Source organism: Streptococcus sp. HMSC071D03 (genome assembly GCF_001812125.1).
Taxonomy (GTDB): domain Bacteria; phylum Bacillota; class Bacilli; order Lactobacillales; family Streptococcaceae; genus Streptococcus; species Streptococcus pseudopneumoniae_N.
The window spans coordinates 2,709-15,447 of record NZ_KV807721.1; the positions used below are offsets into that span (position 1 = coordinate 2,709).

Annotated in this window: 11 protein-coding genes and 2 pseudogenes; all 13 read left to right on the plus strand. The window is 38.1% G+C overall.

Annotation, left to right across the window (positions count from 1 at the left end):
• Window positions 1–685 precede the first annotated feature (685 nt).
• Window positions 686–2,347 carry a ribonuclease J gene (locus HMPREF2837_RS03360; RefSeq protein WP_049548716.1) on the plus strand — a complete coding sequence of 554 codons (1,662 nt, stop codon included), beginning with the start codon at window positions 686–688 and terminating at the stop codon, window positions 2,345–2,347.
• A gap of 65 nt (window positions 2,348–2,412) precedes the next feature.
• Window positions 2,413–3,191, plus strand: a pseudogene (locus tag HMPREF2837_RS03365) (alpha/beta hydrolase).
• A 130-nt stretch (window positions 3,192–3,321) separates the two neighbouring features.
• Window positions 3,322–4,542, plus strand: a complete 1,221-nt coding sequence (locus HMPREF2837_RS03370; RefSeq protein ID WP_049548714.1) for a peptidoglycan bridge formation alanyltransferase MurM — start codon at window positions 3,322–3,324, stop codon at window positions 4,540–4,542.
• Window positions 4,543–4,546: 4 nt separating this feature from the next.
• Entirely contained in the window at window positions 4,547–4,681 is a 135-nt protein-coding gene (locus tag HMPREF2837_RS11630) for a peptidoglycan bridge formation glycyltransferase FemA/FemB family protein (protein ID WP_261674330.1), read from the plus strand.
• Window positions 4,678–5,711, plus strand: a pseudogene (locus HMPREF2837_RS03375) (peptidoglycan bridge formation glycyltransferase FemA/FemB family protein). Before HMPREF2837_RS11630 ends, HMPREF2837_RS03375 begins: the two are co-directional and overlap by 4 nt.
• A 119-nt stretch (window positions 5,712–5,830) precedes the next feature.
• Window positions 5,831–6,532, plus strand: a complete 702-nt coding sequence (locus tag HMPREF2837_RS03380; RefSeq protein ID WP_075230641.1) for a matrixin family metalloprotease — start codon at window positions 5,831–5,833, stop codon at window positions 6,530–6,532.
• Window positions 6,533–6,602: 70 nt separating this feature from the next.
• Window positions 6,603–8,423: an excinuclease ABC subunit UvrC gene (gene uvrC / locus HMPREF2837_RS03385; protein WP_075230642.1), complete on the plus strand. Its 1,821-nt coding sequence runs from the start codon at window positions 6,603–6,605 to the stop codon at window positions 8,421–8,423.
• 131 nt (window positions 8,424–8,554) lie between these two features.
• Entirely contained in the window at window positions 8,555–8,839 is a 285-nt protein-coding gene (locus tag HMPREF2837_RS03390) for a hypothetical protein (RefSeq protein WP_075230643.1), read from the plus strand.
• Window positions 8,840–9,028: 189 nt separating this feature from the next.
• Window positions 9,029–9,193, plus strand: coding sequence for a hypothetical protein (locus HMPREF2837_RS11400; RefSeq protein WP_004241251.1), 165 nt, complete (start codon window positions 9,029–9,031; stop codon window positions 9,191–9,193).
• 4 nt (window positions 9,194–9,197) lie between these two features.
• Window positions 9,198–10,319: a replication initiator protein A gene (locus HMPREF2837_RS03395; protein WP_075230644.1), complete on the plus strand. Its 1,122-nt coding sequence runs from the start codon at window positions 9,198–9,200 to the stop codon at window positions 10,317–10,319.
• Window positions 10,320–10,347: 28 nt separating this feature from the next.
• Entirely contained in the window at window positions 10,348–10,560 is a 213-nt protein-coding gene (locus HMPREF2837_RS03400) for a hypothetical protein (RefSeq protein WP_075230645.1), read from the plus strand.
• A gap of 378 nt (window positions 10,561–10,938) precedes the next feature.
• Window positions 10,939–11,253, plus strand: a complete 315-nt coding sequence (locus HMPREF2837_RS03405; protein WP_050254393.1) for a hypothetical protein — start codon at window positions 10,939–10,941, stop codon at window positions 11,251–11,253.
• Window positions 11,254–11,443: 190 nt separating this feature from the next.
• Window positions 11,444–12,739, plus strand: a 1,296-nt coding sequence (locus HMPREF2837_RS03410) for an SEC10/PgrA surface exclusion domain-containing protein (protein ID WP_075230646.1), incomplete at its 3' end; no start/stop codon positions are given.

Here is a 12,739-nt window from a genome sequence, read left to right on the forward strand (position 1 = left end):
TAGTTTGCTCTTTGATTTTCATTGAGTATTAATTCTTTTTTTAAGTATAGTGGATTGAACCTAGAATAGTAGGCTACGGATTCTAAAACATTTATAGAAATTTATTTGACTTTCCTAATTTCTTTGTTCATATCTTATTTTAATCCACTATAATAATCAATATTGTTTACAATTTCATGTCACATTTGGTTCAGAGCCTTAAACATTTTCTCATAGCCTTAGAACGAGATCCCATTTCCAAATACTAAAGAAGGGCATCATCGTTTCCTTTTCATTTATGACAATCCTTGTTATTAAAAAATTGATGATAAAAATCATGGTGCTATTACCGTCCTTGGTAGCTATGAGAGATAGTATACTCGGATTGGTCAATTTTGAAAGCCTCTGCTAACATGCCGTTCACTTGTTTTTGATTTGCTGAAGTAGAAAGGGTATAAGTGCTCGTTCATTATTAAAGCCATATAATGCTGACCAGCAGCCAAGAAAAATCTAACATTTAGGGTGTAGGTCATTCCTGTTTTTTTACCAGCAAACTCTCCTCCCTTATCTGTGAGATTCATTTTGAAAATTAGTAAAAAAATGGTATAATGAATGGAAAAGATTCGGCTGAAAGTGAATTGGACTTTCAGAAAAAGAGAGCTTTTAAAGCTCTACAAACAAGTTGAAGTGACTATTCGGAGGAAAAATGAATACTATTAAATTAACAACACTTGGAGGTGTGCGTGAAAATGGTAAAAACATGTACATCGCAGAAATTAACGACTCGATTTTTGTATTGGACGCAGGTTTGAAATATCCTGAAAATGAACAGTTGGGTGTCGATGTCGTTATTCCAAATATGGAATATCTGTTTGAAAATAGTGACCGTATTGCAGGTGTCTTTTTAACACACGGACACGCGGATGCGATTGGCGCTCTTCCTTATCTCTTGGCAGAAGCTAAGGTTCCTGTATTTGGCTCAGAGCTGACCATCGAACTGGCTAAACTCTTTGTTAAAGGAAATGACAGCGTCAAGAAATTCGATGATTTCCATGTTATTGATGAAAATACAGAGATTGATTTTGGTGGAACGGTAGTATCCTTCTTCCGTACAACCCACTCTATCCCAGAAAGTTTGGGTGTGGTTTTGAAAACATCTGAAGGTAACATCGTCTATACAGGAGATTTCAAGTTTGACCAAACAGCTAGTGAATCATATGCCACTGACTTTGGACGTTTGGCAGAGATTGGTCGTGAAGGAGTCCTGGCTCTTCTAAGTGATTCTGCGAATGCAGATAGCAATATCCAAGTAGCCAGTGAAAATGAAGTTGGTGTAGAAATCACGCAAACCATTTCTGACTGGGAAGGACGTATCATCGTTGCTGCAGTTGCAAGTAACCTTTCCCGTATCCAGCAGGTATTTGATGCAGCTGCGGAGACAGGACGTCGTGTTGTCTTGACAGGATTCGATATTGAAAATATCGTCCGTACAGCTATTCGTCTGAAAAAATTGTCTTTAGCAAGTGAAAATCTTTTGATTAAACCAAAAGATATGTCGCGTTTTGAAGATCATGAGTTGATCATTCTTGAAACTGGACGTATGGGTGAACCAATTAACGGTCTACGCAAGATGTCTATCGGTCGTCACCGCTATGTTGAAATCAAAGAAGGTGACCTAGTTTATATTGTTACAACACCATCAATCGCCAAGGAAGCGGTTATGGCACGTGTAGAAAATATGGTCTACCAAGCAGGTGGAGTTGTCAAGCCAATTACTCATAGCTTGCGTGTGTCAGGACATGGGAATGCGCGTGATTTGCAATTGATGATCAATCTCTTGCAACCTCAGTATCTCTTTCCAATCCAAGGAGAATACCGTGAGTTGGATGCCCATGCTAAGGCTGCTATGGCAGTTGGTATGCTACCAGAACGTATTTTTATCCCTAAAAAAGGGACTACTATGTCTTACGAGCATGGGGACTTTGTTCCATCTGGTGCAGTTACAGCAGGCGATGTTTTGATTGACGGGAATGCTATTGGAGATGTTGGGAATGTCGTTCTTCGTGACCGTAAGGTCTTGTCAGAAGATGGGATTTTCATCGTGGCTATCACTGTTAACCGTCGTGAGAAAAAAATCATTGCTAAAGCTCGAGTGCACACGCGTGGATTTGTCTATCTCAAGAAGAGCCGTGATATCTTGCGCGAAAGTACAGAGTTAGTCAATCAAACAGTAGAAAACTATCTACAAGGTGAAGAGTTTGATTGGGCAGAACTCAAAGGTAAGGTACGTGATCATTTGGCCAAGTTCCTCTTTGACCAAACCAAGCGTCGCCCAGCTATCTTACCAGTAGTCATGGAAGCAAAATAGGATCAAATAGCAAGAGAAAGTCGAGTTTCGGCTTTTTCTTATCTTAAACGAATAAGGAGCAAGTTATGGCAGTAATGAAGATTGAGTATTACTCAGAAGTTTTAGATATGGAGTGGGGAGTGAATGTTCTCTACCCAGATGCGTCTCGGGTTGAGGAACCAGATTCTACAGATATTCCTGTTCTTTATCTCCTTCATGGAATGTCAGGGAATCACAACAGTTGGCTCAAACGGACCAATGTAGAGCGTTTGGTGCGAGGGACCAATCTGATTGTTGTCATGCCTAATACAAGTAACGGTTGGTATACAGATACTCAGTATGGCTATAACTACTATACAGCTCTAGCAGAAGAACTGCCTAAAGTGCTCAAACGTTTCTTCCCTAATATGTCTAGCAAGCGTGAAAAAAATTTTATCGCTGGCCTTTCAATGGGAGGCTACGGTTCCTTCAAGTTGGCTTTGTCAACCAATCGTTTCTCACACGCAGCTAGTTTTTCTGGAGCTCTTAGCTTCGAGGAGTTTTCTCCTGAAAGCCAAAATCTTGGAACGCTTGCTTACTGGCGGGGAGTTTTTGGCAAGCTTGATAACTGGAAACTAGCCCTTACTCACTTGAAACTCTTGCTAACAAGTCAGACAAGAAGACCAAACTCTGGGCTTGGTGTGGTGAGCAAGATTTTTTGTATGCTGCCAATAATCTAGCAGTGAAGAATCTCAAGAAACTTGGTTTTGATATTTCTTATAGTCATAGCCCAGGCAACCACGAGTGGTATTACTGGGAAAAACAATTGGAACGATTTTTGGCTACCTTGCCAATTGATTTTGTTTTGGAAGAGAGATTGAGCTAGTTTTTTATCGATAAAATAATATAGACTGTTTCTCTAAGGTTAAAAATAAAAATGAGAGTTTATTTTCACTAGACTTTTTAATTGAAAGTAGTAAAATAGTAATGAGATACTAGGTGAAAGAGAGTGAGATATGTATCGTTATCAAATTGGCATTTCTTCGTTAGAGCATGATCGATTTATCGAACAACATGAGTTGGTCAATATATTACAAAGCAGTGCCTGGGAAAAAGTTAAATCTGATTGGAATCATGAGAGGCTTGGTGTCTATGAAGGGGAGAACTTACTGGCTGTGGCTAGTATTCTCATAAAGTCTCTACCTTTGGGGTATAAAATGTTTTATATTCCAAGAGGTCCTATATTGGATTACAGGGATATAGAACTTTTAAAGTTTGTCCTGCAGTCTATTAAGTCTTATGCTCGCAGTAAGAGAGCGGTTTTTGTGACTTTCGATCCAAGTATTTGTCTATCTCAACATTTGGTCAATCAAGACAAAACAGAATATCCTGAAAAACTTTCTATTGTTGAGATTTTAGGGCAATTAGGAGTGAAGTGGTCTGGGCGGACAACCGAAATGGATGACACCATTCAGCCTCGTATTCAGGCGAAAATATATAAGGAAAATTTTGAAGAAGATAAACTTTCTAAATCAACGAGGCAAGCTATCCGAACAGCACGAAACAAAGGGCTTGAGATTCAATATGGTGGACTGGAACTATTAGATTCATTTTCGGAGTTGATGAAAAAAACTGAGAAGCGAAAAGAGATTCATTTAAGAAACGAAGCTTATTATAAAAAATTATTGGATAACTTCAAAGAAGATTCCTATATCACGCTAACGAGTTTGGATGTTTCTAAGCGTTTAAGAGAATTAGAAGAACAATTAGAAAAAAATAGAGTAGTTGCAGAAAAATTTAATGATGCAACCAAACCTTCAAAAGTTCAGGAAAATATAAAAGAAAAAGAACGTTTAGAAGAGGAAATAGATTTCTTGCAGGGATATATGAATATGGGAAAAACAAACATTCCTTTAGCGGCTACTTTGAGTTTGGAATTTGGTAATACCTCTGTCAATCTATATGCTGGTATGAATGATGATTTTAAACGTTACAATGCACCAATTTTAACTTGGTATGAAACGGCTCGCTATGCCTTTGAGCGAGGTATGGTGTGGCAAAATTTAGGTGGTGTTGAAAACTCTCTCAATGGTGGACTTTATCATTTTAAGGAAAAATTTAATCCAACGATTGAAGAATATTTGGGTGAATTTACAATGCCGACTCATCCTCTCTATCCTCTGTTAAGACTTGCTCTTGATTTCCGTAAAACATTAAGAAAAAAACATAGAAAGTAAGTATATGGCACTAACTACACTCACGAAAGAAGAGTTTCGTACTTATTCTGATCAGGTTTCTTCTCGTTCCTTTATGCAATCTGTCCAGATGGGGGACTTATTAGAAAAAAGAGGGGCTCGATTGTTTACCTTGCTTTGAAACAAGAAGGAGAAATTCAAGTTGCAGCTCTGGTTTATAGCTTGCCCATGCTGGGGGGGCTGCATATGGAGGTCAATTCGGGGCCGATTTATACCCAACAAGATGCTCTTCCAGTTTTTTATGAGGAGTTAAAAGAATATGCCAAGCAAATGGTGTATTAGAGTTGCTTGTAAAACCTTATGAAACTTATCAAACTTTTGATAGTGATGGGAAGCCAATAGATGAAGAAGAAAAAAGTATTATCCAAGATCTGTGTAATTTAGGCTACCAATTTGATGGTTTGCCAACCGGTTACCCTAATGGTGAGATTTTTTGGCATTTTATCAAAGATTTGAAGAGTTACGATGAGAAATCTTTGCTGAAATCCTTTAATAAAAACAGTATTCGAAATATTCAATCAGCATATGATTTTAATCTGACTATAAGAAATATAGAACGAGATGAAATTTCGAAATTCAAACAAATTATTGAAGAAACAGGAAAAAGACAAGGGTTTAAGGATAAGAATTTAGATTATTACTGTAAATTGTATGATGCTTTTGAGGACAAGGCGGCTTTTCTAATTGCTGAAGTGAATCCTAAAAAATCAATCGAAGCTCTCGATGTGAAGCAGGCTGGTCTTGATGAAAAGTCAAAGCAATTTAAACAGCAATATCAAGCTTTACAAAAGAAAAAAGATCTTTTGAGGAACTTGGATAGTGAATCTGACAACATTGCTTTAGCTTGTGCTTTAATCATTTACATAAATACAGAAGCAACATATTTGTTTGGAGGCTCATTTACAGAGTATCAGAAGTTTTCTGCTCCGTTTTTACTTCAATATCATGCAATGAAGCAGGCCTTGGAAAGAAAAATTGACAAATACAACTTTCTAGGTATTCAAGGGATTTTTGATGGAAGTGATGGCGTATTACGATTTAAGCAGAACTTTAATGGTTATATTGTGAGAAAGGCAGGAACTTTCCGATATTATCCAAATCCAATCAAGTTTAAGTGTTTACAATTTTTGAAAAAAATAATCGGAAAATAAGTGAACAAAGTGGTTTTAGTTTTCTTTCAGCTTACTAAAGTAAAATAAGAAATCTATCTTTAGAATGGGAAACCTTGGCTAAAAGATAGATTCTTATTTTTTTAGAAAGGCGGGAAATCATGTTCTGGATTATACGTGTTCTATGTCGATTGTTACTAGGAATTTGGCGCATGTTCTGGCGCCTTGTGTGGACTCTTGTAGTCTTAATTCTCATTGCTTTAGGGATTCTCTGGTATGTGACGGGGGATTTATCTGGTGTCTTCAATCAAGCGGGACAATTAGTTCAAGTTGGTCAAGCAGGTTGGCATCAATGGCAAGAAACTGGTAAGTTGCAAGGCTTGTCTCAGACCGATCATCATCAAGATTCAGGAGTAAAATGGCCCCAAGCACAGGCGACAATTTATATTGATCCTCAAATGGATGCAACCTTTCAAAAGGCTTACGTTGAGGCTATTACCAATTGGAATCAGACCGGCGCTTTTAATTTTGTAGTTGTGACAGAACCTGACCAAGCAACTATTTTTGCGACTGAAATGAATGATGGCTCCACATCTGTTGCTGGTGAGGCGGAGAGTCAGACAAATCTCCTTACCAAACAATTCACTTCTGTAACAGTTCGTTTGAATCATTATTATTTATCTAATCCAAACTATGGCTATACCTATGATCGCATTTTGCATACGGCCGAGCATGAGCTAGGACATGCCATTGGCTTGGAACATACTAATGAAGTGTCAGTCATGCAGCCAGCAGGTTCTTATTATGGTATTCAGGCTCAAGATGTTCAAGCAGTTCAAGAACTTTATGAGTCTGGAGAATAAGTGATTTTTAAACGAAAAATAGAGCTCCCTGATGTAAGCAATGAGGGGAGCTTTTTGCTATAATGGAACTATGAATAACTTGATTAAATCAAAACTGGAGCTCTTGCCGACCAGCCCTGGTTGTTACATTCACAAGGATAAAAACGGCACTATTATCTATGTAGGAAAGGCTAAAAATCTGCGTAATCGCGTGAGGTCATACTTCCGAGGAAGTCATGATACCAAGACAGAAGCCTTGGTGTCTGAGATTGTAGATTTTGAGTTTATTGTCACGGAGTCTAATATTGAGGCGCTTCTTTTAGAAATCAACCTGATTAAGGAAAACAAGCCTAAGTACAATATTATGCTCAAGGACGATAAGTCCTATCCTTTCATCAAAATTACCAATGAGCGCTATCCTCGCTTGATTATCACCCGTCAGGTCAAAAAAGACGGAGGTCTCTATTTTGGACCCTATCCGGATGTCGGTGCAGCTAATGAAATCAAGAGACTTCTGGATCGGATTTTCCCATTTCGCAAGTGTACCAATCCACCATCAAAGGTTTGTTTTTATTACCATCTAGGGCAGTGCATGGCTCACACCATCTGTAAGAAAGACGAGGCTTTTTTCAAGTCTATGGCCCAAGAAGTCTCTGATTTTCTTAAGGGCCAGGATGACAAAATCATTGATGATCTCAAAAGCAAGATGAACTTTGCGGTCCAGAGTATGGAATTTGAACGCGCGGCGGAATATCGAGATCTGATTCAGGCTATTGGCACTTTGCGAACTAAGCAACGAGTGATGGCTAAGGATCTCCAAAACCGAGATGTCTTTGGTTACTATGTGGATAAGGGTTGGATGTGCGTCCAGGTCTTCTTTGTCCGCCAGGGCAAGTTGATTGAACGCGATGTCAATCTCTTTCCTTATTACAACGATCCTGATGAGGATTTCTTGACCTATGTGGGACAATTTTATCAGGAAAAATCTCACCTAGTTCCCAATGAAATTTTGATTCCTCAGGATATTGATGAAGAAGCCGTTAAGGCCTTGGTGGATACCAAAATTCTCAAACCCCAACGCGGTGAGAAGAAACAACTGGTTAATCTGGCTATCAAAAATGCGCGTGTTAGTCTAGAGCAGAAGTTTAATCTGTTAGAAAAATCAGTTGAAAAGACTCAAGGGGCTATTGAAAATCTGGGACGACTTCTACAAATTCCAACTCCGGTCCGCATCGAGTCCTTTGATAATTCCAATATCATGGGGACTAGCCCTGTTTCTGCTATGGTGGTTTTTGTAAATGGTAAACCGAGTAAGAAGGATTACCGTAAGTACAAGATAAAAACGGTTGTGGGTCCAGACGATTATGCCAGTATGCGAGAAGTTATCCGTAGACGCTATGGCCGAGTCCAGCGTGACGGTTTGACACCGCCAGATTTAATCGTTATTGATGGAGGACAAGGTCAGGTAAATATTGCTAAGCAAGTTATCCAAGAAGAGCTAGGCTTGGATATTCCCATTGCAGGTCTGCAAAAAAATGATAAGCACCAAACCCATGAATTGCTTTTTGGAGATCCGCTTGAGGTGGTAGAGCTGTCTCGTAATTCTCAGGAATTTTTCCTCTTGCAACGCATTCAGGATGAGGTGCACCGCTTTGCCATTACATTCCACCGTCAACTTCGTTCTAAAAATTCCTTCTCCTCTCAATTGGATGGAATTGAAGGCCTGGGTCCAAAACGCAAGCAGAACTTGATGAAATATTTCAAATCTCTGGCAAAAATCAAGGAAGCCAGCGTGGATGAGATTGTAGAAGTCGGGATTCCAAGAGCAGTAGCAGAGGCTGTTCATCAACACTTGAATCCCCAAGAGCGTGTAGAACTAGCTCAGGTTGCTGAGTCTCCTGCTGAATACTAGTGATAAAGTAGCAAGGAAAGGTTTTTGCTGTAAGTGTCTAGAGTTTTGAGAAATGCAAGAAACATATAAATATATGTAGAGGACGAGAAAATTCGTTCTCTTTTTTCGTTGCCAAAAATTAAGGAGAAAAAATGTCAGATAATATTGAAATTGTTATGGATATTGATTCGCTAGAAATTTTCGATGTAATAGATCTTGATAAGAATGAAAATATGGTTGATTGTATTCCTGAAGGAAATTATGATGAAAAAGTATCTCCAGACAATGACCTTGCTAGAGTTTGGCTTGAAAACGATTATTATAAGCTCGCTAGTATTTTCTGGAAAGTCATAAAAGATGATGTTATTCATGAATTATATCTTAGAATTAAGATCGGTACTTATCCGTATTTCAGAAGAGCTAGAGATAGAACATGAGAAATGTGGAGATGTATTAGATGTTGTAGAAAGAGAATGGTTAGGTGAAACAATACTTAGAAGCACAGTGCAGTGTGAGCGATGTAACTTTTTATTTGACCATTTGGATTTTCAGCTTGGTCTATCTGAATGTCCAAGTTGCTTTTCAAAGGAACTTAAATTAGTGAAACAGAAAAAGGAGATAGTAGAATGACTAAAGAAATGTTTGTGCAATTTTCAAAAAAAGCAGCTGTTAACGAAGTGATGAAAAAGACAGGAATGAGTAAAAAACGTGCTGTTAAGGCGGTTGAAGAATTAGAGAGAGAAGGAGTTCTGTTCTATATGGGAAATGGTACTGTGATGATGGGGGTGTAATAACATGGCTGATATTACAGTAAATCAAGTGGCAACACAGACTTTCTATCAAATTCCACAAATTTTCATGGTAAATGTTAAGAAGAAGTTTTCTGCTGAAGGGAAACCTACTGGGAAAATCAAGATGACGAGTGTCTATGCCAAGAAATTGTCAAATGATGGCAAAATTGCTTATGGTGTACTCTATGATCGATGTATGTTGAGTATTCATTCTTACAGAAACGGTGAACTGACTTATGTTGATGAGAATGGTTCAGTATTTCTTGTCTATACGGTTGAGGACTTAATGGAAATTTTAGATCGTAGTAAGCCAACTGTGTTGAAAATCAAGAAAGAATTGAAAGAGCTTGGCTTGCTTCGTGAAGTGAAACAAGGGAAGAATCGTCCGAATCGTTTGTATCTTCAAAATGTGAATGCTGAATTACAAGAATATGAACACTATGATGCTGAAGTTGTAGAAAAAGGACGTGACAAAGGAACTGTAGTCTACCACCATGTAAAAACTTTAGATTACAAAGGTTGTGTTTTGTTTGAAATTGAACGTCCAAATAGTGAAGAAAACTCTGTTTTAGAAAAGCCTATCAAATCAACTAATTCTGGAAGTCAAAAATCTTTACCTCCAAAAAAGGCTGTTAAATCAACGAATTCTGGAAGTCAAAATTTTTTACCTCCGGAAGTAAAAAATTTTAACCCTATTAAGACTGAGAAGAGTCATACTGAGAATAATAGTACTAGACATAGTTCTAGAAAGCCTGCTTCCAATTCTAACGAATTGAATCAGACTGCTGGAACTTGTGACACTCCTTCTCAAAAAACAAGTAGGAAGAAATTTATCCAACCTCAAGTCTATTCTCTCTTGCAGGAAATTGCGGATAGCTACTTTGATCACTTACCGTGGGATAATGCTTACCATTTGACCCATCGTCAGAAGATGAAAATTGGTAGCTTTTTGGAGACTGGCTGGGTAACTAGTTCAGAAGTCTTGCATTGTATTGAGAGGATTCCTCAAGATTGTCAGAGTCCTTATGCTTACCTGGTTACGTCCATTGAGAATTTGATGGCTGAGAGAAAGTTAGAAGTCAAGTTGAATGCTCATAAGAGGGCGCAGGAGCAGTATGGGGGGTGAAAGTATGCAGAAAGAATGAGGAGACTCTTTGTGGGATGAGTTCAGCGGATTTGATTTCACATTTAGAATGTTGCCAAATGGGCTTGGTGAGCATGCTTATTCAAGAGGAAATTGGACGGAAGAAATGTTGGAGTGTTTGATTCAGGCTGTTTTAGATGTGTCTGATGATGAAGGTATCTCTCGTGAAACAGTGAAAGAATGGGTTGAGTTTTATCATCCAGTAGAGGTGACTAATAGCTAGACAAAGAAAAACACGGATGAGACTTTTGAAAATAGCGACATTTATATCATTCCTATCAGCAATGTGACGATTTATAAAAAAACGTCTAATAGCTAATCCCTTGACCTCAGCAAGTCAGTAAACTGCTGATGTACATTGACAACTGAATACCCCCACTGTCCTGATTAGCGGAACTAAGCATAAAAAGAAGAACAAGGGCGGTGTGTAGGCTAGAAAAGGATATCTAGTGCTGTTCCACCACGTAAAAGCAGGCAAAGCCTAAGCTGAAGGAGTTTGCGGTTTCTAGACTTAAAACCGTGTGTAAAAAATACAGCAGGTATGTACGTCATACCTCGGCATGGCTGTAAATCAGCCTTGATTCAGTAAGGAGGAGACAAGATGAATCAATCAAAATTAGTTACAGAGGTCACTTTAGCTGACCTTAGACGCTTAGGAAATCAAGGAAATGCAACCGCAAGACTTGATAATGGCGATGAAATTAAATTAACCAGCAGATATGGTTTGGTATCTAAAAACGGATATCTAGCAGGTAAACTAGAAACGGTCTGGATGATTGTAGAATATTCAAAAATTTACAAAGAGATTCGCACCATCAAACGTGGTGATGTTCTAGTGGCTAGACGCATTAAACAAGGAAATACCAATCGTTTACTGCTGACTGGTAAAGGATATCATCGTCCAACGAAGCATTAAACAGATAGAGCCTCATCTATCTGTTTAATCAAGGAGAGGAGATTTGATATGTTCTGAACATCCTATCTTTGATTAAGCGGATAGATGAATGAAAATCAAGAAAAAAATGAGAAAAACCTCTAAAAATGGTAAAATAAGAGAATGAAATAAATATTTTAAGAACGTTTTTAAACAAAAAGGAGATAAGATTATGAAATTGAGAACGACTATCTTGGCAACAACTGCCAGCGTAACTTTACTTGGGTTAGGAAATAGTCAACCTGTGTATGCGAATAGTACAACGAGCAGTCAAGTAGAGAGTTTAAAAAGTAAATTGATTAAAGCTAAGAGAGAATATGAACAAGCTAAAAGTATCTATGACAATGCTTTATCATCTTCACCTAGCGATACGATTACACTGAGCGATAAGTATATAAAGGCTTTGAAGACGGCTTTTTCTGATTTTAATATTAGCCAGACTGAACGTGACAGTGCGAAGTCTATTTTGCAGTCAGAAAGTTTGAGATTAAAGAATCAAAATAGTTTCCACAAAGATGTTGCTGATGAGGGAGAACGTCTGGATGTTAACAATCTACCGCTAACTGTTCGTCAGGAGTTGTCATTTTTTGCCCAAGATTTAATTAACCAAGTTCGTTCTCAGGTTGGGACACCTAGAGTCAGTGTTTCTAGTTCGGCAATTGATTTTGCGGATAAGGTGGCAAAGGAGTATGTAAAAGATGATTGGGGATTATCTAAATTAAGCACATTAGGTGTATCAGGTCACAATGCCGAGGGTATCAACCGAGTTGCAAAAACCTATGGCTTACCTACCTCAGATGCTGAATCTGAAAAAAGAGGAGGTCAACTGTATGAGAATTTGTTCTTTAGACCTGTAGCATTAAGAGAAGCCACCAAATCTCAGCTAAAGGAAGCTATTTATACTGGTATGGTTGAATTTATGTTAAACGATACTGAATGGGGGCATGCTCAAGCAATTGCAGGATTGAACTGGGGGAATCCATCAAGTAAAGATTATTTTGGATTATCGTTTTCTAGTCTTTCCTCAGTAAGTTCTGCTCATTTCATCACTATTTCTCAGGAAAATATTAATCGTGCAACAAAATCTAATTTTAGTACAGCTTCAGTAGTGGATCCAAGATCCTCAAATCGTTATCAGGCTGTAAAAAAATTAGAAATTGATTACAAAAATAAAGAGAAAATTTATCAAGATTTAAAAAGTAAGCTGGAGAACCAGACAGGTAAAAGTACTGTAGAAGAAAATAATTCTAATAAAGCAGAACCTATTAAACCGATTGAAAACACATCTGATTGGCGTGACCAATGGAAACAAGAGGGAAGTTATTGGTATTATTTTGATCATGCAGGAAAAGCTCTTGTCAGTGGTTGGAAGGGGAACTATTATCTCAAATCAAATGGTGTAATGGCACGTAATGAATGGGTTTACGATACAAACTATAAAGCTTGGTACTATCTCAAATCAGATGGA

What these genes read in the sequence shown, in the direction of transcription:
- HMPREF2837_RS03360 (WP_049548716.1), top strand. Translation starts at nt 686, where the DNA reads ATGAATACTATTAAATTAACAACACTTGGAGGTGTGCGTGAAAATGGT.
- HMPREF2837_RS03370 (WP_049548714.1), top strand. Translation starts at nt 3,322, where the DNA reads ATGTATCGTTATCAAATTGGCATTTCTTCGTTAGAGCATGATCGATTT.
- HMPREF2837_RS11630 (WP_261674330.1), top strand. Translation starts at nt 4,547, where the DNA reads ATGGCACTAACTACACTCACGAAAGAAGAGTTTCGTACTTATTCTGAT.
- HMPREF2837_RS03380 (WP_075230641.1), top strand. Translation starts at nt 5,831, where the DNA reads ATGTTCTGGATTATACGTGTTCTATGTCGATTGTTACTAGGAATTTGG.
- uvrC (WP_075230642.1), top strand. Translation starts at nt 6,603, where the DNA reads ATGAATAACTTGATTAAATCAAAACTGGAGCTCTTGCCGACCAGCCCT.
- HMPREF2837_RS03390 (WP_075230643.1), top strand. Translation starts at nt 8,555, where the DNA reads ATGTCAGATAATATTGAAATTGTTATGGATATTGATTCGCTAGAAATT.
- HMPREF2837_RS11400 (WP_004241251.1), top strand. Translation starts at nt 9,029, where the DNA reads ATGACTAAAGAAATGTTTGTGCAATTTTCAAAAAAAGCAGCTGTTAAC.
- HMPREF2837_RS03395 (WP_075230644.1), top strand. Translation starts at nt 9,198, where the DNA reads ATGGCTGATATTACAGTAAATCAAGTGGCAACACAGACTTTCTATCAA.
- HMPREF2837_RS03405 (WP_050254393.1), top strand. Translation starts at nt 10,939, where the DNA reads ATGAATCAATCAAAATTAGTTACAGAGGTCACTTTAGCTGACCTTAGA.